The organism is Pseudobacillus badius (genome assembly GCF_002189605.1).
Lineage (GTDB): Bacteria > Bacillota > Bacilli > Bacillales > Domibacillaceae > Pseudobacillus > Pseudobacillus badius.
Map to the genome: position 1 here is coordinate 1 of NZ_MWMM01000012.1, position 26,501 is coordinate 26,501.

The 26,501-nt window shown below is 43.0% G+C and carries 24 protein-coding genes; 17 read left to right on the forward strand and 7 right to left on the reverse strand.

Features of this window, described 5'->3' with window-relative positions; translation table 11 throughout:
* Positions 1–352 precede the first annotated feature (352 nt).
* Positions 353–3,253 (forward strand): DEAD/DEAH box helicase, encoded by a 2,901-nt coding sequence (locus B1A98_RS15530; protein ID WP_063385187.1) that lies wholly within the window; start codon positions 353–355, stop codon positions 3,251–3,253.
* 202 nt (positions 3,254–3,455) lie between these two features.
* On the opposite strand, the gene mutT is transcribed toward B1A98_RS15530, so the two are convergent.
* From mutT to hutG, 5 genes are all read right to left on the reverse strand, one after another.
* The gene (mutT, locus tag B1A98_RS15535; protein WP_063385188.1) at positions 3,456–3,860 is read right to left on the reverse strand and encodes an 8-oxo-dGTP diphosphatase MutT; all 405 of its coding nucleotides are present in this window, start codon (positions 3,858–3,860) and stop codon (positions 3,456–3,458) included.
* 167 nt (positions 3,861–4,027) lie between these two features.
* A complete protein-coding gene (locus tag B1A98_RS15540; protein ID WP_125474363.1) occupies positions 4,028–4,513 on the reverse strand; it encodes a hypothetical protein in 486 nt (161 codons plus the stop codon).
* Between the two features lie 181 nt (positions 4,514–4,694).
* Positions 4,695–4,823 (reverse strand): protein YhfH, encoded by a 129-nt coding sequence (gene yhfH / locus B1A98_RS15545; protein ID WP_082027979.1) that lies wholly within the window; start codon positions 4,821–4,823, stop codon positions 4,695–4,697.
* A gap of 157 nt (positions 4,824–4,980) precedes the next feature.
* The gene (gltS, locus tag B1A98_RS15550) at positions 4,981–6,174 is read right to left on the reverse strand and encodes a sodium/glutamate symporter (RefSeq protein WP_041094610.1); all 1,194 of its coding nucleotides are present in this window, start codon (positions 6,172–6,174) and stop codon (positions 4,981–4,983) included.
* A 14-nt stretch (positions 6,175–6,188) separates the two neighbouring features.
* Positions 6,189–7,142, reverse strand: a complete 954-nt coding sequence (gene hutG / locus B1A98_RS15555; protein ID WP_082821762.1) for a formimidoylglutamase — start codon at positions 7,140–7,142, stop codon at positions 6,189–6,191.
* 129 nt (positions 7,143–7,271) lie between these two features.
* Between hutG and B1A98_RS15560 the strand changes: the two genes are divergently transcribed.
* The gene (locus B1A98_RS15560; protein WP_063385190.1) at positions 7,272–8,171 is read left to right on the forward strand and encodes a LysR family transcriptional regulator; all 900 of its coding nucleotides are present in this window, start codon (positions 7,272–7,274) and stop codon (positions 8,169–8,171) included.
* 190 nt (positions 8,172–8,361) lie between these two features.
* Entirely contained in the window at positions 8,362–9,243 is an 882-nt protein-coding gene (locus tag B1A98_RS15565; RefSeq protein ID WP_041094604.1) for a DUF6612 family protein, read from the forward strand.
* 35 nt (positions 9,244–9,278) lie between these two features.
* On the opposite strand, the gene B1A98_RS15570 is transcribed toward B1A98_RS15565, so the two are convergent.
* A complete protein-coding gene (locus B1A98_RS15570) occupies positions 9,279–9,584 on the reverse strand; it encodes a monooxygenase (protein ID WP_063385191.1) in 306 nt (101 codons plus the stop codon).
* A gap of 192 nt (positions 9,585–9,776) precedes the next feature.
* On the opposite strand from B1A98_RS15570, the gene crcB (B1A98_RS15575) reads away from it, so the two are divergent.
* From crcB (B1A98_RS15575) to B1A98_RS15640, 14 genes are all read left to right on the forward strand, one after another.
* A complete protein-coding gene (gene crcB, locus B1A98_RS15575) occupies positions 9,777–10,163 on the forward strand; it encodes a fluoride efflux transporter CrcB (protein ID WP_063385192.1) in 387 nt (128 codons plus the stop codon).
* Positions 10,160–10,507, forward strand: a complete 348-nt coding sequence (crcB, locus tag B1A98_RS15580) for a fluoride efflux transporter CrcB (RefSeq protein ID WP_063385193.1) — start codon at positions 10,160–10,162, stop codon at positions 10,505–10,507. The genes crcB (B1A98_RS15575) and crcB (B1A98_RS15580) overlap by 4 nt, the downstream gene beginning before the upstream one ends.
* A 230-nt stretch (positions 10,508–10,737) precedes the next feature.
* A complete protein-coding gene (locus B1A98_RS15585; RefSeq protein WP_041094596.1) occupies positions 10,738–11,031 on the forward strand; it encodes an SAV0927 family protein in 294 nt (97 codons plus the stop codon).
* Between the two features lie 157 nt (positions 11,032–11,188).
* The gene (locus B1A98_RS15590; protein ID WP_063385194.1) at positions 11,189–12,385 is read left to right on the forward strand and encodes an MFS transporter; all 1,197 of its coding nucleotides are present in this window, start codon (positions 11,189–11,191) and stop codon (positions 12,383–12,385) included.
* 70 nt (positions 12,386–12,455) lie between these two features.
* Entirely contained in the window at positions 12,456–14,387 is a 1,932-nt protein-coding gene (locus B1A98_RS15595) for a sigma 54-interacting transcriptional regulator (RefSeq protein WP_063385195.1), read from the forward strand.
* Positions 14,388–14,571: 184 nt separating this feature from the next.
* Positions 14,572–15,558, forward strand: coding sequence for a hydroxyacid dehydrogenase (locus B1A98_RS15600; protein WP_063385196.1), 987 nt, complete (start codon positions 14,572–14,574; stop codon positions 15,556–15,558).
* 272 nt (positions 15,559–15,830) lie between these two features.
* Positions 15,831–17,009 carry a Glu/Leu/Phe/Val family dehydrogenase gene (locus tag B1A98_RS15605; protein ID WP_063385197.1) on the forward strand — a complete coding sequence of 393 codons (1,179 nt, stop codon included), beginning with the start codon at positions 15,831–15,833 and terminating at the stop codon, positions 17,007–17,009.
* A gap of 69 nt (positions 17,010–17,078) precedes the next feature.
* Positions 17,079–18,512: an amino acid permease gene (locus B1A98_RS15610; protein ID WP_063385198.1), complete on the forward strand. Its 1,434-nt coding sequence runs from the start codon at positions 17,079–17,081 to the stop codon at positions 18,510–18,512.
* A gap of 146 nt (positions 18,513–18,658) precedes the next feature.
* Positions 18,659–19,693 carry an aromatic ring-hydroxylating oxygenase subunit alpha gene (locus tag B1A98_RS15615; protein WP_063385199.1) on the forward strand — a complete coding sequence of 345 codons (1,035 nt, stop codon included), beginning with the start codon at positions 18,659–18,661 and terminating at the stop codon, positions 19,691–19,693.
* Between the two features lie 411 nt (positions 19,694–20,104).
* Entirely contained in the window at positions 20,105–21,697 is a 1,593-nt protein-coding gene (locus B1A98_RS15620) for a long-chain-fatty-acid--CoA ligase (RefSeq protein ID WP_063385200.1), read from the forward strand.
* Between the two features lie 199 nt (positions 21,698–21,896).
* Entirely contained in the window at positions 21,897–22,508 is a 612-nt protein-coding gene (locus B1A98_RS15625) for a DUF3267 domain-containing protein (RefSeq protein WP_240492477.1), read from the forward strand.
* Between the two features lie 247 nt (positions 22,509–22,755).
* A complete protein-coding gene (locus tag B1A98_RS15630; RefSeq protein ID WP_063385201.1) occupies positions 22,756–23,256 on the forward strand; it encodes a flavin reductase family protein in 501 nt (166 codons plus the stop codon).
* 126 nt (positions 23,257–23,382) lie between these two features.
* Entirely contained in the window at positions 23,383–23,826 is a 444-nt protein-coding gene (locus B1A98_RS15635) for a MarR family winged helix-turn-helix transcriptional regulator (protein ID WP_063385202.1), read from the forward strand.
* 250 nt (positions 23,827–24,076) lie between these two features.
* Complete coding sequence (locus B1A98_RS15640; protein WP_063385203.1) at positions 24,077–24,889, forward strand: YitT family protein; 813 nt, start codon at positions 24,077–24,079, stop codon at positions 24,887–24,889.
* A gap of 36 nt (positions 24,890–24,925) precedes the next feature.
* On the opposite strand, the gene B1A98_RS15645 is transcribed toward B1A98_RS15640, so the two are convergent.
* Positions 24,926–26,314 (reverse strand): sigma-54 interaction domain-containing protein, encoded by a 1,389-nt coding sequence (locus B1A98_RS15645; RefSeq protein WP_063385204.1) that lies wholly within the window; start codon positions 26,312–26,314, stop codon positions 24,926–24,928.
* Between the last annotated feature and the right edge of the window lie 187 nt (positions 26,315–26,501).

The window sequence follows — 26,501 nt, forward strand, 5'->3', positions numbered from 1 at the left end:
TGGACGGCATTTAATTTAGTTTGTAATGAATATTTGGTCATAGAAAAACTGCACCTCCAATTGTTAGCTGTGTCTAACAATTGGGGTGCAGTTCAGCAACCTTTAGGATGTCTTTATTTTGCTATAAATGATGAAAAGAGCCGTACAGGCAGCAAGTGATAAATAATGTTTAAAATGAGATGAACTTCCAATTCAATAGCTATTTCAGTTGCTTCATAGTTATAATAAAAGGGAAAAAATAATAAATCATTGCTTGATAGCAGGCAGATGACTAGATAGCTTTTGTGGAGTGGATAAACGGCTTTTCTTTACAGGCATAAGCTCCTATTAATAACGATTGAATGGTGATGACGTGGAAAACTTTGTTCAGCATTTAGAAGCATCTTTACATAAAGGTTTTATCAATCAAAATATTCAGCAAATCGGAAATTATAAGCCGAAACTATTAATCAATAACACACAAAAAAATGAAACGGTTCTTACCTCGATAATTGAAGAATTGCATCACAGCCAAACATTTATATTTTCTGTAGCCTTCATTACCGAAAGCGGACTTGCCACCTTGAAGTCCTGCCTTTGGGATTTAAAGAAAAAAGGTGTGAGGGGCCGGATTTTAACTTCTACCTTTTTAAACTTTAACCAGCCTAAAGTGTTTAAAGAGCTGCTGAAAATTGCAAATGTGGAAGTAAGATTGACGAATGTAAAGGGTTTCCATTCAAAAGGATATATTTTTGATCATGGAAGACATTATTCATTGATTGTCGGAAGCTCTAACTTAACAGCCCATGCCCTAAAGGTGAATTATGAATGGAATGTAAAATTGACTTCCCATGAAAACGGGGAAATTGTTCATCATTTTCGCGACCAGTTTGAAGAAGTGTGGGAGCAGTCCCAGCCGTTAACTGAACAGTGGATTGCAGAGTATGAAGCAGAATATGTGCAGCTTGTTGATAAGAAGGCGATGGATCAAGTAATGGAACTGCCTGCACCTTATCGTGTAAATTCCTTAAAAGAATCGATTGAAATCGAGCCAAACAGGATGCAACATGAAGCGCTGGCTGCCATTCAGGCTGCTCGGGACGCAGGAAAAGACAAAGGACTTGTTGTCTCAGCAACAGGCACAGGAAAAACCTACCTTGCAGCCTTTGATGTCAGACGGTTTGCACCTAAGCGCCTGCTGTTCATTGTTCACCGGGAGCAAATTGTAAACAAAGCAAAATCAGATTTTCAGAAGGTACTTGGCGGAATCGATGAAGAGTTTGGAACGCTCACAGGAACGAACAGGCAAACGGAAGCGAAGTATTTATTTGCCACGATCCAAACCTTGTCCAAGCAAGAGGCGCTGAGCCAGTTTGATCCCAATGAATTTGATTACATTTTGATTGATGAAGTACATAAAGCGGGAGCTGCCTCTTATAAGAAAGTGATCGAGCACTTTCAGCCGCGCTTTCTAATGGGCATGACAGCAACCCCGGAACGAACAGACGAGATTAATATTTACGAATTATTCGATTACAATGTTGCTTATGAAATTCGCCTTCAGGAAGCGCTTGAAGCGGATATGCTTTGTCCCTTTCATTATTTTGGCGTGACAGATTTTGAGTATAATGGCGAGATGATTGATGATACAGCTGTTTTATCCCAGCTTGTGACGGAAGAGCGTGTCCAGCATTTGCTGGACAAAATTCAATACTACGGCTTTTCTGGCCGAACGGTGAAAGGGTTAATGTTTTGCAGCCGGAAAGAAGAAGCGAAGGAATTGTCCCGTCAGTTGAATGAAAAAGGCTTGCGTACTGCAGCGCTGACAGGTGAAAGTTCTCAAGAGGAAAGGGCCTGCTCTGTCAGAAAGTTAGAACAAGGGGAGCTTGATTATATACTTACTGTTGATATTTTCAATGAAGGAATCGACATTCCGAGTATTAATCAAGTTGTCATGCTGCGGCAGACGCAATCCAGCATTATCTTCATTCAGCAGCTGGGAAGAGGCCTGCGGAAGCATAAAGCGAAGGATTTCGTTACGATTATTGACTTTATAGGAAATTATAAAAATAACTATTTAATACCGGTTGCCCTTTCTGGGGAGAGTTCGCAAAATAAGGACAGGCTTCGCCGAAGGACGCTGGATACAAGTTATATTAAAGGCATTTCTACGATAAATTTTGAAGAAGTGGCGAAGAAGAAAATTTTTGAAGCCATTGATAAAAGCAATTTGACGGCCATGAAAATATTAAAAGAAGCGTTTATTCATTTGAAAAATAAAATTGGCAGAACGCCTTATTTGTATGACTTTATCAATAATCATTCTATTGATCCGGTCGTCATTGCAGAAAAGAATGCGAATTATCATCAGTTTCTTGTCAAAATGGGAGAGGATGTCCCGCCGTTAACTGATTACGAAAACAAAGTGTTGACGATGTTATCGCTCGAGATATTGAATGGCAAGCGAAAACATGAAATTCTGTTACTGGAGCGCCTTTTAGAAAAAGACAGCATCCTTTACAGTGAGTATCTTAGCTATCTGGCTGACATGAATTGCCGGGCAGATGAACAGACACTTGCCTCAGTTCAGCGCATTTTTGACTTATCATTTTTCACGAAGAGTGAGAGAAGTCAGTATGGAGAGGAGCCAGTCATTTTGTTCACAGAACGGGACTGCCGCTTAAATGTCACCATAGAGAAAAGTCTCTCTTCTAAGCCATATTTTAAGGAGTTGGCACTTGATGTCTTGCGGAGCGCAAAAGAGAAAGCTGAGCTGTACAGCTGCAGTCAACCATTTACTTTATATCAAAAATATACGAGAAAAGATGCCTGCCGGCTTTTAAATTGGGAGAAAAATGAGCAATCGACGATATATGGCTATAAACCGAAACACGGCACGTGCCCTATCTTTATTACTTATCACAAGCATGAAGCGGTGGATTCAAGTGTTGCTTATGGGGATGAGTTTCTCAGCAGGGACATTCTCAAGTGGTATACGAGAAGCAATCGGAAATTACAGTCGGAAGAAGTCCAGCAGATTATCAAGGCTAAAGAAAGGAACATTGACATCCATATTTTTGTGAAGAAGGATGATGATGAAGGCGGCGATTTCTATTACTTGGGACAAGCATGGCCAGATGAAAAGAGTGTTGAACAAACCACAATGAAAAATAAGAAAGAGCAAGATATTCCGGTTGTCCGCATGAATATGGTGATGGAGAAGCCTGTTGACAGTAACCTGTATCACTACATTAGAACAGGGACTGAAGGGTGAAAGGACCTGGCCAATAAGTCTCTCACATAAAAACAGAGGAAGAAAAGAGATCGATTTTCCCCGCCGGAATGACAATCAGCCGGTTTCTAAGCAGAACATAGGGCTGTCCCAAAAAATCATGTTTCATGACCTTTTGGGACAGCCCCTTTTAATTAGGGGGAGAGTAAAGTGCCAAACATAACATCGATAGCCAAAAAAGGAACTAGGCGTCTACCCTCGTGGACAGCAGCTTATTGATCGTTGGAATATCCGCAGGCGCCCACTCTAACGAAGGTAAATCATGAAGGGAGACCCATTTAATTTCAGCATGCTCTTTTGCACGCGGTGTTCCTGCTGTTATTGTGGTGCGGTATGTAAGTAAATTAACAATAATATTAGGGTATTCATGAACCACATCTTCAATCAGCTCATGTACTTTTACTGTACATCCAAGCTCCTCTTGGATTTCTCTTATGAGCGACTCTTCAGGAGTTTCCTCTTTTTCGACTTTTCCTCCTGCAAACTCCCAGAGATTAGGCAAAGACATGTCTGGTGAACGGAGTGCGCACAAAACCTCATTTTGTTCATTAAAACATACAGCTGCAACTACTTTAATTATTTTCTTCATCTGAACAGCTCCTTTTATTCGTTAAGCAGATCTATTCTTTGTCTAATGTAACATAATTTCGCTCACAAACGGGAGGACTTCCTGAGTTTACAGGGTTTTAAAGCATGGAGGTTATTAGTCGAAAAAAACAGCCGTCCTTGGAATAGGGCTTCCAAGGACGGCTGTTCTTATCTCTGCGTTAAATACTTAAAAGCTTCTCTCGTAATTATTGGAACCGCCACGCTTCTCTCGGCGCGGGCAGCCAGGTTCTGGGCAAATTCACTGACTTTCTCAAATTCATTCGGGTAGGAGAAGGCCAATTCTTCATCCTCCTCAATCGGAAAGAGCTCAATAAAGTAGGTCGTATCCGGCTTATAATCCAGCATCCCATCGACAAATCCTAATATTTGACGGAACTCTTGCTGTTTTTCTTCTGCCTCCGTATCAAAGTAAGAAAAGAATAATACCTCAATATGATTGGCACGGGCATAGTCCTGAAATTCCTCTTCAGTCATCCCGCTTTCAATTAGAACCTGATTATCGCTTAGTCTGGATTTTCTTCGGGCATCATGAAACATCAAGTAGCCCAAATCTTCAAAGCCCGCTCCTATTACCCTGTAGAACTCAACATTCTGACTAGCAATTAACCTTTGAAAAGTAACGATGGCTATCAAACTCCTTCTAAGAAATGGTTCTCTATCAGATAATTTTAACGGAGAGGGTGCTTTTTTTCTATTCAATCGATGAAAATTTTGGAAAGTGGCGAGCGGGTGTTTGTCCAATAAAAAAATCCGCTCTGGCCAATGATCGGACAGGCGGATTTATGGAAAAGAGAGACATGAAACAGACAAGGGTTTATTCCTCCACTTTGCTTAGGCAGTGCTCGCATTCGTTATGGTAAGACTCGTGCTGCTCAACCATTTTTACGCCGCATTGGCAGCATTCCTTCTGTGGGATATTGCGGTAGAATTCTAATGGCATCATAGAGATGGCCTCCTTTTTTGATTATTCTGATTTATTGTTATATGTATTGTATTATAACAGATATATAAAGTCAACAACTGTTATATAATTATTTTGTTTTTTTAGATAAAAAAACTGTGTCCAAACCTGGGGCTTGGACACAGTAGAATAAAGTAGTTTAACTGAATAGATTGATCGTTGTAATAATGATTGGTATAGAGAATACATCAATTAAGAAGGCTCCAACAATTGGAACGACTAAGAATGCTTTTTGGGAAGGACCGAATTTATTGACAATTGCGCTCATATTGGCAATCGCATTTGGCGTCGCGCCAAGGCCATGTCCGACAAATCCAGCGACCATTACGGCCGCGTCATAATCTTTGCCCAGCAATCTGAAGAGAATGAAGATAGTGAACAAAGAAATGAAAATTACTTGAATAAGCACGATAAGAATTAGCGGAAGTGCGAGGTCCGCAATTTCCCAAAGCTTGATGCTCATAAGTGCCATCGACAAAAAGATGCTGAGCGATATATCTCCGATCAGTGAAATGCTGTTCATTTGAACGATGTTTCCGTCAATGCGGTCCAAGACGTTCCGGACAATAACGGCAACAAACATAGCACACACATAATCAGGAAGAGAAAAGTCCGTCAAGCTCGTAAACAGATTGCCGAGATAAGAGCCTGCGGCCATGCATAAAGTAATAATAAACACTTGCATCATAAAGGATCGAGAGGTGATCGGCTTCTCCTCTTGTTCTTCTAAATCGGAAGGGAGATCCAATTGGGATTCTGAAGGCTTCAGGTTGTGTTTATTGATGAGATATTTGACAATGGGACCGCCAACCAGCCCGCCAGCGACTAATCCCAGCGTGGCAGCAGCTAATCCGATAGATAGAGCCGAGTCGATGCCCAGGTTTTCAATAGTTGTCCCGAATGCTGTTGCTCCGCCATGGCCTCCCTCCATCGAAACAGCACCGACCATTGCGCCGATGAGCGGATGAATATCAAGCAATTTAGCTAAGGACACACCAATAACATTTTGCATAAGAGCTAAAAAGCCGCATGAAACCCAGTAAATAACCAGGAGCTTTCCTCCAAGCTTAATCAGTCCAAAGCTCGCACCCAAGCCGACTGTTGTAAAAAAAGTAATCATGAACAGTCCTTGAAGGGAAGTATCTAAAGTGATATGGAGAAGGTTCGTGCTTTTCAGGATGGTTGCAATGATAGCGAATATGAGCCCGCCAACTACTGGGGCAGGTATACAGAATCTGTCCAGAATCGTTAGTTTTCTATTTAAGTATGTTCCAAGCATAAAGACAGCTACTGCTAGGAAGATAGTAGTCTCTTGGTTGATTTCAACTGTCATAATGTCACTCCTTGTTATGTTTGTATCTTGTTGTAATGGTGCAGCACTTCTGCGACCAGATAAGCGGCAAGTCGGATCGTCCGGTCTCCTTCGTCATAGACCGGATTTACTTCTGAAATGTCGAAGCTGAGCAGGTTGTTTTTCGCCGCTATATATTTTAACAGAATTTTGACGGTTTTTGGTTCTAAACCGAAAGGAGACGGGGCACTGACACCAGGTGCTGCGTCGGCACAGATGGAATCTGTGCATAAAGTTAAAATAACATAGTCGTATTGAGCAGCAAACCGGTCAATTTCCCTAAACGTATTCAAGAAGTCATTAGCCGCTACATCTTCTTCATAGATATAAGTGCAGCCTAACTGGTCAGCTGCTTCAAACAGTGCTTTTGTATTTCCCAATTCTTGAATGCCGATACATAAGTAGCCTGCCTGCTCGTCCTCTTCAAGAATTTGTCTGAACATCGTGCCGGAAGAAGGAAGAGGATCCTGGCGCATATCGAAGTGGGCATCAATATTGATAATTCCCAAGGAAGCATGAGGCCCGATGTGCTTTCTCGCACCTAAATAATGGCCATACAGCGTTTCATGGCCGCCTCCTAAAATAATCGGGACACAAGAGTGGCGATATAGCTTGCTGATATGGCTGCCGAGTTCTTCCTGGGCTTTTTCCAGCTGGTTTCCTTCACAAGCGATATTCCCGGTGTCGATGAGTTTTTTATCAAAAGTGTACGGAAGATTCGACAAAAATCGTCTAATTTTATTTGGAGCCAAAGCCGCTCCTAATCTTCCTTTATTGCGTCGTACGCCTTCTTCGCACTCAAATCCGACGAGGCCAAAAGCGCTTTCATTTTCATTTAATTGTTCGATGTTTTTTAACGTTACTATTTGATGGAGACGAAAAGCGCTCCGGTCGCTTTCACTGTCAATTCTGCCGCTCCAGTGCTGTTGATCTGGCAAAGTATAAATCATAATCACCTCATAACTGCATAATCATTCGATTTGAAAATTGCTTATCTTTTCATTATAAAGCAGGCCGATATATAATGACTAATATAGAAAAAGTATATTTCTATAGTTTCTAGCTATAACAGGAGGAAGATGGAAATCAGACAACTTTATTATTTCATTGCTATTGCAGAAAAACGTACGTTTACCGAAGCGGCTTCTGCTCTTCACATTTCCCAGCCGTCTTTAAGCACCGCTATCAAAAAGCTTGAAAATGAGCTTGGCTTAACTTTATTGGATCGCAGCAATAGAGAGGTGCAGCTGACAAAGGAAGGGGAAATCTTCTATCAGAAAGCCAAAAAGCTTATCAATCATTTTGAACATGTCACGGATGAAATGAAAAGACTAAGAGAAAATGGTCCCAGGGAATTGTCACTTGGAATGATTGAATCAGCAAAGTACTGGGTGCCGAAAGTGCTGTCTCTCTTTAAAGCCGAGCATAACGACGTCAGAATTCAGCTGATGGATATATTAAGTCTGACCGATGTAGAAAAAGCGCTAAACAATTTTGAGATCCATGCAGCGATCACTAATCAATATATTGACAATGAGGAAATCGAAGCGATACCTATTTATGAAGAAAGATTAGTTGCGCTTTTGCCCGGAAATCACCCTTTAAAAAACGCTTCGTCTCTCGTTATAGAGGACTTGAATGAGGAGCCTTTTATTATATGCAAAGAAGGGTTTCAAACCCGTATAGATATTTTGAATGCTTTTAAAAAATCCGGGGTTAAACCGAATATTCAGTTTGAAGTTGAACGCTTTGAAATGTCCTGCCGGCTTGTGGAGGAGGGAATGGGCGCAACGATCCTTCCTGAAAACTATGTCAAGTTCGACAGGCAGGCGTCCTTTCATGTGAAGCCGTTAGAAGATCCGAACTTATCGCGAATGGTGTATTTGGCGTTTAATAAAAACAGCTATTTGCCGCCGCTTGTGCGGCGCTTTATGTCCTTAGTCAATGCCTTTTTTAATGGGAAAGTGAACGCTCTCTAAAAGGCAAATAAATGGAACAAGTAACACAGACCTGGTAAATAAGATTGATTTTGTTAAATTGAAAAAGAGTACATAGTAGGGTTATTTTCCTATTTTAAATAAAAACGACAATATCACCCATTTTTTGAAACTTTTCGATGGTTGATTCGTATAGAATAGAGAGAAGACAGATTACTTAGGAGGTAAAAAAATGAAAAAATGGGCAAGCTGGATGGCAGCTGGAGTTTTAACACTCGGTCTTGCTGCTTGCGGGGAAACGGCAAAGCCAACCCCGGAAACGCCAAAAGAAGAAACGAGCAAAATGACACTTGGAGAAGTATTCAACAAGACGATGGAAGTGTCTAAAGAAACAAAAAGCTTGAGCGCAGCGATGGATATGAAGCAAAAAATGACTTATTCACAAGAAGATAAGTCTATGACAACGTCCATGAAAATGGACATGGACGTGACAATGGAGCCAATTGCTGTCTATCAAAAAGGAACAATGACAGTGGCTGGGGACGGAGCAGAGCAGATGGAGCCGATGCCGGTTGAGTCTTATATGACAGAGCAAGGCTTTTATATGAAGGAGCCTGAAGGCGGCCAATGGATGAAGCTGCCGAAGGAAATGTATGACCAAATCATGAAAATGTCTCAGCAGCAGGCAAAGCCTGAAGAGCAGCTGAAGCAGCTAGAGCAATTTAAAGATGACTTTAAATTCGAGCAGACAGCAGATAGCTATGTGTTAAAGCTTGATGCTTCTGGAGAGAAATTCAATAAGTTAATTGAATCACAAATGTCCCAAATGATGCAGGGGGCCGAAGCTGAAGAAGCTCAGGCATCGCTGAAAGAAATGATGGACGCTATGAAAATAGAAAAAGTGAATTATACGATTTATGTAGATAAAAAGACTTTCGAGACGACAAAAATGGATATAAATATGGATATGGCCATGGATATTGAAGGCAACGAAATGAAAACCTCCCAAGTAATGAATGTCGTGTACAAGGACTACAACAAAGTTGAGCCGATTAAAGTGCCAGATGATGTTGTGAAAAATGCTCAGGAAGTACCGATGCCAGAGATGGAATAATCCGGTTGTCCCCGCTTGTATAAGCGGGGACTTCTTTATTTGATGGGTCCGTGATTGATGCGGCTTAGCCCTTCATTGACTTGGAATATCTTCCCGCGGACATCTGTGATGCCAAAGCCATTTAAGCGTTTCGTGTGCTTCGTCAAATAGTTTTCCGCATCCTCTATAGTTTCAAACAAATAAATGCCGCCGGCTTCATGTGATTCCGCATTCTCTGTCCAAATTTTCCAAATCAGTCCTTTTTCTTCGTTGATGCTTCTGGCCAAATCGGAAAAGGCCGCCTCCATCTCCGCTCCGAATGGTCCCGCATGGTGAAAGTCAACTTGTAATATGTAAGCCATCTCGATTCTCCTTTCTTTGCTTGCTTTTATAATAGCCGAAAAGAGCGATCAATATAAAGGGGGAAGATCCAATGGGCGTGAGGAGGCGTTTGCTTTCGATTCAGGGAATGCCGTTCATTCCGGTCAGCATGGCAGGCGGTCGAGAGGACATGTTAAAATAAAAGGAGGCATCAACAGAGAAAGGGGATCGGGATGAAAGGGTTCTTTGTCATGACCGGAGGGTTTGCAGGGGCGATAAGCAGATATGGATTCGGTGAATGGATCGATCCAGTGCATGGCTTCCCTCTGGGAACGTTGCTTATTAATCTTATCGGCTGTTTTTTGCTAGGCTGGTTTCTGACCTATGTAAGCCGCAGCCCAAGAGTTAAGCCTGAGGTCGTGTTAATGATTGGTACAGGATTTATCGGTTCGTTTACTACTTTTTCAACCTTTTCTGTGGAAACGATTCGCTTGGTGCAAGCAGGCAGTGTATTACTGGCTGTGCTTTATGTTTTGCTCAGCACGCTTGCCGGCCTGCTGCTGGCTGAGGCGGGGCGCAGATGGGCATTATTGGGAGGGAAAGAAGGAGGCAAAGAATGATCTGGCTAATTGGGTTTGGCGGAGCTTTAGGAGCGGGAGCAAGGTTTTGGCTTGGCGGTCTGTTAAATAACAGAGCCCTATTCCCCATTGGAACATGGCTGGTGAATATGACGGGAGCCCTCCTGCTCGGCTGGCTGACCAGCCTTTATCTAGCGGAAAATATAAGCGATGAGCTATGGTTCTTCGCTGGTGCCGGATTTTGCGGGGCGTACACCACCTTTTCTACATTTGGCTATGAAACCATCGCGCTTATTCAAGAGGGAAAGCTTACTGCCGCTGCTATCTACTTAACTGTTTCAGTCACAGCCGGCTGCTTGGCTGCCGCAATTGGCCTGCTGCTGTAAAAGAAAAAGTGTCAAAAAATCAAAACATTCTTATAATTCATTGACGTTTGATGCAGCGTCCTCTAAAATGAAAAGCAAGTTGTTTTGACATTGTGAATCAAACTGATAAATCTACGGGACTTCCCGCAAGAAGCCATTAGTAGATCCAGCCAGTTAACGCCAAACATACAAAGGGGGTTAACTGGCTTTTTTTTGTTTCTGAAACAAATAAAGAAGGAAAGGATGATAATATGGAGGTCACTTTGTTAATGGACGAAACGGAGCTGCAATCCAGCCGTTATGTATGCATTCTTACCGATAATGAGCTTTACAATCTGGCGATTATTCATACGGGCCAATTTTGCGGAAAAAGTCTTGTTCTTTCCATTTTAAATGCAAGAATGGTTGTGATGTCCCAGGAAGACATTGAAGATACAGAGTATTGGGCTGGAAAGCTTGGAATTGCTGATGAGGATGTCAAGGAAATCCAGTCATTCTTTTATACAATCTTGGGGAATCAGGCGTCTGTTGGTGCTTCTTACTGACCGATTGTTGATCTATAGCGAAAAACCGGTTCAAAAGAGCCGGTTTTTTGTTTGCAAAATCATGCCGTCCTGACAGCTGGCATTAGACATATGGGCGGTTTGGCTTTTATAATAGAAGTTAAAATATTTAAAATATTATGAATAAAAGGAGGGTTTGATGGAATCACTGGCAGCAGAATCAAAGCATGTAACAGCAGAAAGAAAGTATGGGCTGCTGACAGCAGTCTTCTTCTGCAGCGGACTCTTTATTGTTTCAGCCTTATTCGTGACGATCCCGCTGCATCCATTATTCGCGGCAGACTTTCAGCTTACAGCGGAACGGGCGGCCTTGGCATCAAGTATCTGTTCTTTTTGCTATGCATTTGGCACGGTATGTTTTGCGCCTCTTTCGGACCGTTACGGACGAAAGCGCATGATTTTATTAGGCATGATCTCTTTGATCATTGTCTCGCCGGTGATCGGTTTGTTAAAGAGCTACGAGGCCATTCTTCTCGTTCGCGGGCTTCAAGGATTTGTGGCCGCCTCATTTGCACCGACGGCCCTTACATTTATTACAGAGCTGTATCCTCAGCGGAAGCGCGCGACAGCCATTGGCTTTATCAGCGCTGGCTTCTTGATGGCAGGCATCATCGGCCAGGTATACAGCAGCACGGTTGCTGCTCTTTTCGGCTGGCATTTTGTGTTTTACATACTCGGTCCGATATACGCTTTTGCAGCACTGGCATTTTATGTTGTTATTCCACAAGACTCAGCTTATACGTCCGAGGGCAGAAGATCGATCATTGGCGCATTTGCCGTTGTGTTATCCCAGCGCTTCTTTCGGTTTTGTTACTTTATTACGGCGCTGCTGTTATTAAGCTTTGTCGGGATGTATACCATTCTTGAAAGCTATTTGCAAGAGACCTATGCGCTTGAAGCCGTGCACATTTTGCTGGTGAGATCAGCAGGAATTCTCGGTATGCTGCTGGCACCGTTTGGCGGCCGTCTCGTTTCTCGTTTTGGCGTGCTGCCGTTAATGCGTACAGGTTTGGCGTTAGCGGCTCTGGGCCTTTCTTGCATCGGTATCTTTGAGAATATCCTCCTGATAACGTTAATGAGTGTGATTTTTACAGCGGGAATTTCTGTCACCGTTCCGGCCCTCGTGTCATTGCTCGGACAGTCTGGAGGAAAAGAAAAATCATCAGCCATGTCCCTTTATTCCTTTTTCCTATTTATCGGATCGACTCTCGGCCCGGTCATGGCCGTTGTATTTATGAAAACAGGCAGCCACCTATTTGCGTTTACAATCATGTCTGCTTTCTTGGCCGTTGGTTTTTTGACCACATTTCCGCTCGCTAAGCAAGCGGCGGCTTAACAACAGAAACAAACAAGTTCGCGCAGGTGATGCATAAAGCCTGCGCGAACTGTTTTTCGAGGTGAGTGTCTTGATTAAGATCAAGTTAGTAGTCCCCCGCAAGGGATATATTAAAGATGCGTTTAAAAGATTTGAAGAATTTGAACAGCTTGAGGAGAGAGAGAATCAGAACGACCATATGCCGAAAATTGAATTAGAAGAAGTCATAGTAGCTGCCGATAAAATTCCCCAGCTAGAAATGGATGCTGACGTGATTATATCAAGGGGATTAATGACGAAGCTTTTAAAAGAGCGTAATGAATTTATACCAATCGTTGATATTCCAGTGCAGGGAATTGATTTGATCCGCTGTTTGTCCGATTGTAAAGAACGTTTTGGAAAAAGAAAAGTCGCGGTCATTGGGGCGCTTAATATGATCTATGGTGTAGAAAGCTTGGCTGATATTGTCGATTTGCCAATTCAATCTTATATTCTCGAAGATATTGAGAAATCAGCGGCTTTGGTTGACTTAGCTGCCAGCGAAGGCTGTGAGATTGTAGTCAGCGGATTAAGCACGACCGACTATGCGAAGAAAATCGGCCTAGGGACCGCAATCGTGGAAACTGGAAAGGAATCTTTTCGGCAGGCTTTAATGGAGGCAAAAAGACTGGCGCTTGTAAGTTTAAGAGAGCAGGAAAAAGCCCAGCGCTACCAAACTATTCTGAATCATGCCTACGAAGGAATCATCGCAATTGATTTAAGAGGGAAAATCTCTGTGTTTAGCAAAGCAGCCCGAGAGATGCTGGTGATCCCGGAAGAAAATTTAATAGGGTGCTCCATCACGGAGGTTTTACAAAAAGGAAAGTTCCGGGATTTATTGCTGAGTGAAGGCGAGTATCGAGAAGAGATCGTTTCTTACCAGTCTGTTCAGCTATCTGTGAAGAAGGTCGGGATTTTCCTGAAAGGGAATAAAGTAGGAAACATGGTTGCGTTTCAAGATGTGACCGGCATTCAGGAGATGGAGGGCAAGATCCGGAAAAAAATTTATTCCCGCGGGCATGTAGCTAAATATACGTTTGCAGATATTCTGTTCGGCAGTACAGCCATCGAAAAAACAATTGAAACGGCTAAACGCTACAGTGAAGTAGATTCCAATATTTTAATTATTGGAGAAACAGGGACGGGAAAGGAAATTTTTGCTCAGAGCATTCATAATCACAGCAAGCGAAAGAGCAATCCGTTTGTAGCGATTAACTGTGCCGCCCTTCCGGAGGATTTATTGGAAAGTGAGTTATTTGGCTATGCGGAAGGAGCTTTTACAGGGGCAATGAAAGGCGGGAAACAAGGTTTTTTTGAGTTGGCTCACAGAGGAACTATTTTTCTAGATGAAATTGGGGAAGTTTCACCCAAGCTTCAAAGCCGGCTGCTCCGTGTATTGCAGGAAAGAGAAATTATGCGTATTGGGGATGACAAAATTATTCCTGTTGATGTGCGAATTATAGCTGCTACTAATAAAAACCTTATAAACATGGTTAAATCAGGAGGGTTTCGGGCGGATCTTTACTATCGCTTGAGTGTATTGGATTTAAAACTGCCGCCGCTTCGGGCACGGAGAGAGGATATACCCATGCTGGCAGACGCTTTTATTCAAAAGATGTTGCCAATGATTGGCGGTAAGGTGATGACCGAGGCGGCGAGCCGGAAGCTAAGCGAGGCTAACTGGGAAGGAAATGTCCGCCAGTTACAAAATTTTTGCGAACGATTAACGGTGCTTTGCAGAGGAAAGGTCATTGATGGATGCGATATTGAAAAGCATTTACCGGAGACTCAGGGAAAGGAGGACATACAAGTACAAAGTCCCTTATCAGGAATGGTACAGGCGTCGGCCATTTCTGAACGTGAACAGGTTGTGCAGGTGCTGAGAAGCTGTCATTACAATAAAGGAAAAGCGGCAGCTGAACTGGGGATGAGCCGCACGACATTGTGGAGGAAAATGAAGCGCTGGAACATTGAAATAGAATGAAACAATTTGAAACAAAATGTTTCAAGTGGAAACACTTTGTTAACAGCTAGGGCCAGCAAGAGTCGAGAGAAAACAGCAATACCAATAAAAAGATTATATTCTGAATATTGGCATAATTATTGCAGGTATATACAAAGAGTGTTCACAATAAGAATAGTCATTTGGAAATGAAAGAGGGGAAGTTATGAGCTGCCTGGTATATATTCCGCAAGATATTGAGGCAGAAGGAAAGAACTATTTACTAGAGAGAGGATACGAGTTAAGAATAGGTTCAGATTTATCGCAAAAAACCTTAATGAACGAAATACGAGACTGTGAAGCTTTGCTGACGAGATCCATGGCGGCGATCAGCAAAGAGGTGATCGCAGCAGGCAGAAGACTGAAAGTGATTGCCAAATACGGGGTAGGCTTGGATAACATTAATGTAAGAGCGGCCACTGAAAGAGGCATTTATGTCACCAATACTCCGGAGGCTAATGCGAATACAGTAGCTGAACATGTCATGGCCTTCATTTTAGCTCTATCTAAACAACTGATGGCAGCTGATAAAGAACTGAGGAAAGGAAACTATGAAGTCCGCCATCAGCTCTTAAGCATGGATCTGGAAGGAAAAACGTTAGGTGTTATCGGTCTAGGCAGAATTGGGAGGCTGTTGGCGCAAAAGGCGGGAAAAGGTTTTGGGATGCGGGTGATCGGATATGATCCTTATTTAACTGCAAATCCGGATAGGGATATAGAATTTGCCGCTGATATCGAGCGGGTATTCAGGCATTCTGATGTGATCAGTCTTCACCTCCCTTTAACAGAAGCAACAAAAGGAGCAATAGGAAGCCGGGAGTTTGCCTGGATGAAATCTTCTGCTTATTTTGTTAACGCTTCCAGAGGGGAGATTGTGAAGGAAAAAGATTTAGTCGAAGCGTTGAAAACAGGAGCAATTGCCGGAGCGGGAATTGATGTGTTTGAGGAGGAACCTCCTAGTGAGAATAACCCTCTTTTTCAACTAGAAAATGTCATTGTCAGCCCCCATAGCGCAGCTTTGACAACAGAAGCTTCTGCCCGTATGGCTATTCATGCAGCAATGCAAGTGGATCAGGTGTTAAGGGGAAGGCGGCCTGAGTGGGCTGTGAATGAGCCGCAGAGCAGGGAGAAGATGAATGGACCGGCAAATTAATGAACAGGCTGTAAGAAGGCGGAATGTTTAATTTTCATAGTGCACTAGAGATAGAAATAGGAGGAGCATATACAAAGGTTAGCGGAGATCAAGCTGTTGTGAACGTTATGGTCAAAGAAAGAGCGGAAAAAGCTTTTTATGTACCAGGAGAAAGTTATCTTGGGATCAGGGACGCATTATATAAGCATTCCGCAATAGTGAGTTCATCTCGGCGCGCCACGCCACGAAGGCCAGACGGGCCATTTAGAGAAAAACTTTTAGGAGGTTTACCCATGTTAAAGCCTTATCTAGTCGTAGAGTGGAATGATACTGAAACAGATGCGAAAGGGTGGCTTGTTGTTCATAATTTTGTGAAAGGCTACACTGGCGGCGGAACAAGAATGCACCCGACAGTGACAAAAGAAGAAGTGGAGCGACTGGCTGAAGCAATGGCCTATAAATATGTAGCCTGCGAATGTGGAACAACCGGCGGATGCAAAGCGGGAATTGCCTATGATTATAAGGCACCCGATGCTTATGCGGTATTAAGAAGGTTTTTACTCGCCATGATGCCTTATATTGACATTGGCGTTTCGTTAGGCAGTGATTTAGGCACTAAATATGAAGACATTCTCAAAGTATTTAATGAATTCGGCATAGATATACCATTGACAAAGTCCATGAAGAAAAACCCTGATGTTCTGCAGGGAATGAAGGATTTCGATGAATTGCTGACAAAGCGGATTGATGGTCTGTTGTTAAATGATGCAGTCACAGGTTACGGTGTAGCTTTTTCAGCAGACGAAGCGTGGCGGTTCAAAAACGGAAGAGCGGGAGCGAGAGTTGTCATTCAAGGGTTTGGCTGTGTAGGAGCAAGCTGTGCCCTAAAGCTGTCCCAGCTAGGCTACAAAGTTGTTGGAATCTCTGACGCAAACTTGCTGGTCACATGTGACGAAGGGCTTGACATACAAAAACTGATTGACCATAAAAATGTCTATGGAGAAATGGACCCTAATCACTTTGAAACGCACTATACTGTGAGACCGAATACGGAATGGCTTGATGTGGATTGTGATATTTTAATCCCTTCAGCGCTAGAGGATGTTATTAACAAGTCTAATGCTGATAGGGTACAGGCAAGTTTACTTGTGGAAGCTGCCAATATTCCCGTTTCTGCTGAAGGAGATGAAATGATTAAACGGAGAGGAATCGATGTAGTCAATGACTTTGTCGCTAACCTAGGGGCTATCCGGTTTTATGATGCCGTGATCTTTGGACTGGTGAAGCCGACTCCAGATGCTGTAATAAACGATATTGAAAAGCTGTGCAGAAAAAATACCCGCCGGCTCTTTGTAGAAGCCAAAAAGCAAAAGAAGTACCAGCGAGAGATCGCTCATCAAATTTTTAAGCCTGCAATCAATGATTTACTGGAGTATAAAGAGCCAACTGAGGCAGAAGCTGTACAAAAGTGAAGTTAAATATCTGAATAGTTTTAACTTTACGAACAAAATGAGCGAACGGTGAGAAACGGAGGGAGTTTCATGCAAAAAGGGCAAGAAAACCAGCCGCGAGAACTGCAGCGGTCAATGAAGAGCCGGCATTTATTCATGCTTTCGCTTGGTGGGATTATTGGAACAGGGCTTTTTCTAGGTTCAGGCTATGCAATAGGGGAAGCTGGTCCTGCGGGAGCCATTCTCGCTTACTTAGTCGGCGGGTTACTAATGTATCTGGTAATGATGTGTCTCGGGGAATTATCAGTCATAATGCCAGTTTCTGGTTCTTTCCAAGCCCATGCAGCGAGATTTATCGGACCGGCTACAGGATTTGTGATCGGTTGGACTTACTGGATGAGTTGGGCTCTTTATGTAGGTCTGGAATTTATAGCGGCCGGGTTGCTCATGGCTAGATGGTTTCCGGATACGCCTGTATGGGTGTGGTGTGCTGTTTTTGCCTTGATCTTATTTGCAATAAACGCGTTGACGACAAGAAGCTTTGCAGAAACGGAATATTGGTTTGCGGGCATCAAGGTGCTGACCGTTATTTTATTTATCATTATCGGTGGAGCAGCAATGTTTGGGCTTCTTCCCATGAAAGAGCAATCCGCTCCGTATTTCTCTAACTTTATCGGTGATGGCTTATTTCCTACAGGATTTACAGGGATTTTTATTTCAATGATGACTGTTGTATACGCCTTTCAAGGTTCTGAGATTATGGGGGTAGCAGCAGGAGAAACGGAAAATCCAGAAAAAAGCATTCCAAGAGCGATCCGAAGCATTGTGATCCGTGTGCTGCTTTTTTACATTTTGGCGACCTTTGTTTTATCGGCTATTGTGCCATGGAAAGAAGCAGGGGTACTGGAAAGCCCATTTGTCACTGTATTTGAAATGATTGGCATTCCATATGCAGCGGATATTATGAATTTTGTCATCCTGACGGCTGTTCTCTCTGTTGGGAATACGGGGTTATTTGCTTGTACGAGAATTCTCTTTTCACTCTCACAAACAGGCATGGCCCCTGCCTCATTAGGAAAACTTAACAAGCGTGGAGTGCCTATGAATGCTTTGTTAATCACCCTCGTTTTTGCCTTGTTGTCTCTGCTTACTAGTGTGGTGGCAGAAGAAACATTATTTGTGGTCATGCTTGCGATTAGCGGAGTGGGCGGAGTACTTACTTGGATGGCGATTGCGTTTGCCCAGTATAGATTCCGCAAGCAATATGTCAAAGAAGGGGGAAAGATAGCGGATTTGAAGTTCAAGGTTCCTTTTTTTCCATTCGTGCCGATTCTTTGTCTCATCATGTGCATAGGCATTTTCGTGTTTACGGCATATGATCCGACGCAGCGTACTTCGCTATATTGGGGCTTTGGTTTCATTGCTGCTTGTTATCTTTTTTATTATTTAAAATATACAAGGCGAAAGGTAGAGACTCCCGTTTTAACGACTGTGGCGGAGCAGTCGGATAAATTAGTGCCATAGAAATAAAGAAAACAGGCCGCAGGATTTACATGAAACAGCAGGGAACAGGAGAAAAGTGCGATTGAATTTTACAGTGAAGTAAAGCCGGTTTATCTAGACCGGATGTAGTCGGCCAAATATAAAGACAAAGGAGAGGGGTTTTCGCTATGACAGCACCGGAAAAGTTGCAATTTAATTCTACGCAGCCTTATTCGCGTTATGTAGATCCGGCGGTATTTACAGAAGAAAGAGAAAAGATTTTTGCGAAAAATTGGATCTTTATCGGGCATCTAAGTCAGCTTAAAAAGCCAGGAGATTTTTTGACGATGGATGTTGCTGGAGAACCGATCATTGTGACCCATGATAAAGATGGAGAATTAGGAGCTTTTTACAACATTTGTCCGCATCGCGGGATGAAGGTGGAGCAAAGCGATCACGGCAATAAAAAAGTTCTGCAATGCAAATACCACGGCTGGACGTTTAAGTTGGATGGAAGCGTCAATCGAGCGCCTAACTTTAGAACGACTGAGCTTGGACAGCATAGCTGTATGAAATCTATTCGGCTGGAAGTGCATCATTCTTTAGTTTTCGTGAATTTAGATAAAAACGCGTCCTCTCTTTCAGAAGAGTATAAGGAGTTTATGGAAGAGATGGATAAATACTCCTTTTTTGATTCAGTGAAGCTAGTAAGGGAAACGCGCCGTGTAGTAAAAGCAAACTGGAAGGCAGTTGTTGATAATTATTTGGAGTGCGATCATTGTGCGATTGCTCATCCAGGGTTTGCTAAATCTTATGATCTATCTAATTTCTGTACTGCTATACATGAGAAGTTTACTCATCAGTACATGGCAGCCAGTAAAGGGACCGATGAAAGCGAACTTGCCCGCTTTTATTGGATTTGGCCAAACATGATGATTAATGTCTATCCGGGGGATGGCAACGTCAATACGATTCAAGTTATTCCATTGGATGAGAACACTTCACTTGGCATTTATCGCGATTACTCGTTAGAAGAAACGATTACGCCAGAGAAAGAAGAGTATTTTAAATTTGTTGATCAAGTCCGCCGGGAGGATTTTGAATTAGTGGAAGAATTGCAGAAAGGGCTAAGTTCAAGAGCGTTTACCAATGGGATTTTCTCTCCTACCGAAAACGCAGAAGAATATTTTCATGAACTTGTTGAAGAGGCTTTGAAAGCTTAACAGCAATCGGAAAAGGGCAGACATTAAGACGCTAGTCGTGACGGCCGGGCAGGTTGAGTAAGTAGTGCTCGAAGAAGTAAAAGGAGACAGAAATGGAGAAAAACAGTATGGCCGTCAATCCCCGTATGGAAGCAAACAGTAAGGGCATTTATGCAACCGGATTGGTCGAAGTGACGACCACTGTCAGCAACAGGAAAGTCTCCATCTATCCTTAGGCGAAAGGGCGGCTGCTCCACAGTGCGTTCGTTATGGGGGAACAAAAAAGAAGGATAAGAAAGCTTGATAACGCAGTACGTTTTCTGCGTTATTTTTTATTTTCATAAATTAAGGAAGATAGCCATTCAAATTTTCTGAAAAATCAATTAAGATAAAGAAGAGGGGACAAATTAAACATACCGGGGGATGAGAGAAATGAATGTACCACTTGTCGTAACGCAATTTCTTGATCGGGCTGTCACTTATTATGGAGAGAAAACAGCGGTAATTACACCGACTGGCTCACTTACGTATAAAGAATTATTTGCGAGAGTGCAGCAACTGTCACGCGGCTTAAGGGCAGAAGGGGTTCAAAAAGGAGACAAGGTAGCTTATTTAGCTCCTAATTCCCTTGAAATGCTGGAAGGGTTTTATGGTGTGTTCCAACTTGGAGCTGTCATGGTGCCGCTTAATATTCGCCTGAAGCCGGATGATTATTTATTTATTCTTAACCATAGCGAGTCAAAAATTTTGTTTGTGGATGATGAACTGTACACGCTTATTGAACCGATAAAAGCCAAATTAACAACAGTTGAACAAATTATTGTTCATGACAAGAAAGAAAGCTGCCCGGAACTTGGCTATGATCAGTGGCTTGCTCATTTTCCCGAAACCGCTTTCGAGCGGGAGGAGGTTGAAGAAGATGATCTCGCCAGCCTTTTATATACAAGCGGAACGACAGGCAACCCAAAAGGGGTCATGCTTACACATCGCAATAATTACTTGCATGCGCTATCTTCCATGCATGCTATTCGCGTATCGGACCGGGATGTTTATTTGCATGTGCTGCCAATGTTTCATGTCAATGGCTGGGGAGCGCCCTTTTATTACACGGCAAATGGAGCCACGCATATTTGCTTAAAGAAAGCAGATCCAAAAACTATTTTCGAAGCGGTTGCTGCCCATAACGTGACGGTCATGCATATGGCTCCTACTGTCTTAAATAGCCTGCTGCAATATCATGAAGAGCATAAACCTGACATTCCTCAAAAACTGCGCGTCGTGATTGCTGGATCAGCTCCGCCGCCAGCCTTTGTCGCCCGTGTGGAGGAAGAGCTTGGATGGGAATTCTTGCAGGTTTACGGCATGACCGAATCTTCGCCGCTCAGTACATATTCGGTTATTCGCCCGCAATGCGATGAATTGCCTTTAAAGGAAAGGTACCGAATGAAAGCAAAAGCGGGGTTTGCGATGATCGGCAATGAAGTGCGTGTCGTGGATGAATGGGGAAAAGAGGTGCCTCATGATGGGCGGGCGATTGGTGAATTAATCGTTCGCAGCAACGGGGTAATGAAAGGATATTGGAAAAACGAACAAGCAACGATGGAAGCCATCCGGGATGGCTGGCTGCATACAGGGGACATGGCTACTGTTGATGAATATGGAAATGTCGACATTGTTGACAGAAAGAAGGATGTAATTATTAGCGGCGGTGAAAATATTTCCTCTATTGAAGTAGAAGGGGTATTGTATGAGCATAGTGATGTGCTAGAAGCGGCTGTTGTAGCTGTTCCCCATGAAAAGTGGGGAGAAACACCGCACGCTTTCGTAGTGAAACGCCCTGCTTCCAATATAAGCGAGCAAGAATTAATCGATTTCTCAAGAAGCCGTCTCGCTCATTTCAAAGCGATCACAGGTGTAACGTTTGTGGGGGAACTGCCCAAAACGGCCTCAGGGAAAATTCAAAAGGTTCATTTGCGAAACGAGTATTGGAATGCTGAGGGCAAAGCTGGACGATTTGTCAATTAAATGCAAGAGCAAACAGAGAGAAAGGGGCTGGATCAGGTCCTTTCTCTTTATTTTGATGGTAAAAATCTTCTTGTTATTGTAGCTTTATACTATGGAAGAATATTTTATCGTTTTTAAACAGACGTGAAAGCGTTAGAATCTGAGTGGCCGCTTGCGGGATAGTTGGAGCCCTGACACCGGAACGGGAAAGGAGGATAAAGTGAAAATACTGTACAACTTGCCTGAAAAGGATGCGAGTGCACATAGAAAACTGATGGAGAACGGCTGGGTGCCGCTGAAGGAGCCTAAACATATGGTGAGTGCCATTTTATGGTCTATTCCCTTTATGATCGTAGCTGTGCTCATCTCCATTGGCAGCCTGCATGTCTTTTCAACCGTTTCCTTGAGCGAGTTTGGCCTGACGGCAGGTTCATTCTCGATGACGATTAACTTCAGCACAGTTTTTGAAATAGCTTTGCTGTTGCTCCTTCATGAATTTCTTCATTTACTGTTCATTCCCCATTTTATTCAATCAGACAAAACATCTATTGGGCTTACTTGGTCCGGCGGGTTTGTGATAACTGAAGAAGAACTTGCAAGGTCAAGGTATCTGCTTATTACTATGGCGCCTTTCCTAGTCATTTCATTCATTGTTCCGCTCTTAGGGGGCGCGCTTGGATGGCTCACGCCTTCATTAAAATTTTTCATCCTATTAAACGCTATGGGCTCATCAGTGGACTGGCTGAATTTTTTCCTTGTCATCAAGCAGGTGCCAAAAACAGCTGTTTTGAAAAGCAATGGGCTGAACACGTATTGGAAGAAAACAAGGTGAAGAAATCTATGGACATTTAAAAGAATGGACAGCCCTCTCCCGCTGCCGCGGAGGACGGCTTCCTTGTAGGAAAGATCTTTTGCTGACAAGGACCTTCTTTATATAAGCTTTAACGATTGATTTCGTTCCGGATAACAAAAGAGATCGAATATTAAAAATAAAGTGACAAGTGCGAGCTTTTTTTGCCAGTTTTTGTTCATTTTTTGATACAGTAGAGAGTAAGTACATAACAAGGGAGAGATGAAGAATGGAAAAAGCAGAACAGCAAACGCTATTTAAAGAAGTCATGGGGAACTATCCGACGGGTGTGACAGTTGTTACCGGGGTAACGGAGGATGGAACGCCGGTTGGTTTGACAGTCAATTCCTTTGCCTCTGTGTCACTTGATCCGCTGATGGTGTTATGGTCTATTGATCATAGAGTATCAACAATCAAAGCGTTCACGGAAGGCGGCAAGTTTGCTATCCATGTCCTTGCAGGAGAGCAGCAGGAGCTATGCCAAACATTTGCAACGAAAGGGGCAGATCGTTTCAGTCAATGCAAATGGGAAATGTCCGAAAACGGGCTGCCAATCATTGAAGGGGCGTTCGGCGTATTCGAATGTGAAACATTTAAGGCGATTGAAGCAGGTGATCATACGGTCTTGATCGGCAACGTGACCAACATTCGCCTGGATAAAGAAAAAGATCCGATGCTGTATCATCGTCGCTGCTTTGGTCCAATTCCTGCCGAATTTTATACAGAATAATGCTGCTTTGTCCGCTGCCTGTCCGCAGCGGACTGTTTGTTTGAGAAGAGCAAATTGACACACCAGCGGGAGGAGTTATACAATAAATCTCGAAATCGAGATATTATATAGGAAGGAATGATAAGAATGGAAGCAGCTGATCAGCAAGATCTGTCTTTAAAGCTATTCGTTGTGCTTTCTAGAGCAGTGCAGACGATCACGAAACGAGTAGAAGAAGATATTAAGAAATACGGATTAAATCCAACAGAATTCGCGGTGCTTGAGTTATTGTTTAGTAAAGGAGATCAGCCTATACAAAAAATCGGCGAAAAAATATTGCTCGCAAGCAGCAGCATTACATACGTCGTTGATAAATTAGAAAAGAAGCAGCTGCTGGCGCGCAAGCCATGCCCGGAAGATCGCAGGGTGACCTATGCAGTCATCACTCCAGAAGGCAAGCAGCTGATGGCGAGCATCTTCCCCCGTCACAAAGCAGCAATGGAAGAAATATTCGGAGGCTTGGATGCGGAGGAGAAAGAGCTGATGATCACACAGCTGAAAAAGCTGGGTTTTTATGCAAAAGGGCTGTGAATAAAAAAGGAGAATGTGCATAAATGCACACGTTTCGCGCGTAAAAGGGGCTTTTGCGCGCATAAATGGGCGCATTTCGTTCATAAAGCACATAGATTCGCTTATAAACCACCCTTTGCCGCCCATTAGGAATAATTTCCCTACATTTCATGAGTCTGGATTTTCAGAAAAAACTATCATCTCTTGAATCTCTCGTTTCCGCCTTATAATAGGAACAATTAAAGGGTGGATAGGAGAAGGGAGAGATGAAATGAAAAACGTTGGACTGATTTTGTTCGGTTCATTTTTAGTAGGGGTAGCTTATAATTTCTTTCTCATTCCGCATGAGATATTAAGCAGCGGATTGAGCGGGGTAGCGATTATGTTTGGTCTGATCACTCCTTTAAATACGGGCGTAGTAAACCTTCTTTTAAATTTGCCGCTGCTCGTCATTGGCTTAATGAAGCTCGGGAAACGTTTTATCAGTTATACGATTTTGTCGGTGCTGGCCATTTCATTTAGTCTCTATGCTATTCCGATTATTAAAGTGTCAACAGAGCCGATCTTGTCTGCTGTATTCGGCGGGGTGATGACCGGAGCAGGCATTGGCTTGATTTTTCGCGCTTCCGGATCATCAGGCGGATTTGATATTCTTGCCATGCTGTTGACAAAGAAAAAGGATTTTCCGATTGGCTCTATTTTAACAGCCATGAATGCTGTCGTTGTCCTTGCTTCCGGTTTTATTTTCAGCTGGGATGCGGCTCTTAATACAATGATCACCATTTATGCGACCGGGAAAGTGATCGATATGATTCATACCAACCATGTGAAACTGACTGTCATGATCATTACATCTAAAGGGGAAGAAGTGAAGGAGAAGCTTCTCTCCAATTTGTATCGGGGCATTACGGTAATGAACGGTGAAGGAGCCTACACAGGTGAAGGACGTGCGGTGCTTGTTACCGTTATTACCCGCTATCAGCTTACGGATGTAAAGAAAATGATTCATGAAGTCGATCCTCAGGCATTTGTGAATGTCACTCAAACGGTGGAGGTCGTCGGTTCATTTCACCGCGCCTCTTAAAAAAGCAAGCCTTTTCCATTTGGAGAAGGCCTATTTTTATTGATCAGCTTTTCTGGGTTCGATTAAATCGCTGCAATACTGCCGAATGAGCCTTGAAGCTTTTGTTTGGCTGATTCCGAGGTCCCCGGCTACTTTTCTCGATGATTTATGTGTTTGATAGGCTCTCCTAATGAAGGTGCGCTTTGTTTCCTCTAAAGCTTGATCCAATGTATGCGTCAGGGGGATTCTGGTAATCGGACCGGCATTTTCAGTGATCATATCCGGCAGATCGGTTGCTTGAATCACCGAATCGCTAATCACGACCAGCCGCTCAAGTAAATTTTCCAGCTGCCGCACGTTGCCCGGCCAATCATAATGAATCAATATATTCAGGCATTCTTCAGAAATCACTTTATTCGTGTGGTACTTTTCGTTAAATTTATTTAAAAAATTATAGGTTAAGGGAATGATATCTTCTCTTCGCTCCCGCAGCGGCGGAAGCTGGATGTCAATCACGTTAAGCCGGTAAAACAAGTCCTCTCGGAATTTTTTATCCTTGACCATATTTACTAGGTTTTGGTTCGTGGCGGCAATAATCCGGATGTTGACTTTTTTTGTTTCACTGCCGCCTACTGGGATAAATTGTTTGTCCTGAATGACCTGCAGCAGCTTTGCCTGCAAAGCGAGAGGCATTTCCCCAATCTCATCGAGAAAGACGGTGCCGCTGTCGGCTGCTTCAATTAAGCCGGGTTTTCCTGATTTGCTTGCACCGGTAAATGCGCCTTTGGCGTAACCGAACAGCTCTGATTCGAGCAGTTCTTCCGGGATAGCTGCGCAATTAATCGTCAAAAACGGCCCATTTTTCCGCCGGCTGATTTGATGCACAAAATGAGCGAGCACTCCTTTACCTGTTCCGGACTCCCCCTCGATCAAAATGGTCGAGTCGGTAGGTGCCACTTTTTCGCAGAAGGAGATAATTTGTTTAATTTTTTCGCTGTTCGTTACAATCCGTTCAGCTTCTTCTTTAAAGTGAGTTGTATTTGACTCATTAGCCTCTTCTTTTGCTTTGACCATTTTATACGTCTGCGCTTCGGTCGATGTAATCACAACAAGCTCAATATCTCCCGCTTCATTTAAAAGAGGAACCGCAGATGTGAGCAGCTCCGCACCAATGTACGTTTGTTGCTTTAGATAACAAGGCTTTTTTCTCCTATACACCTCTGGAACGATAGAAGGCTTCCAATAGCCTTTTTCAAATAATTCCACATTGTATTTGCCGATGACATCTGTTGGCTTTAACCCGTAATGGCGTTCGCATGCTTGATTGACATAAAGAATTCTTTTTTCGCCATCAAGCACGAAGATTTCATCAGAAGAATGATCCAGAATTTTTAACAACGTTTGCAGTGTCATTTCTACACTGCTTTCTTCGTTCGGCTGCTTCATGTATGCTCCTCCTTTTTTAAAAAAGTGAGTTATTTTTGACTATTTACTCCTTATATTGAGTTAAATATAACTCAATTAACGGATGATTAGAAAGAATTTTCGGTATATTTTTATTATTTTCGCTATTTTCCTTCCTTGGCATCTTAATTGCATACAGAATAAGCAAACCTAAGTTGGTTTGAAGGCA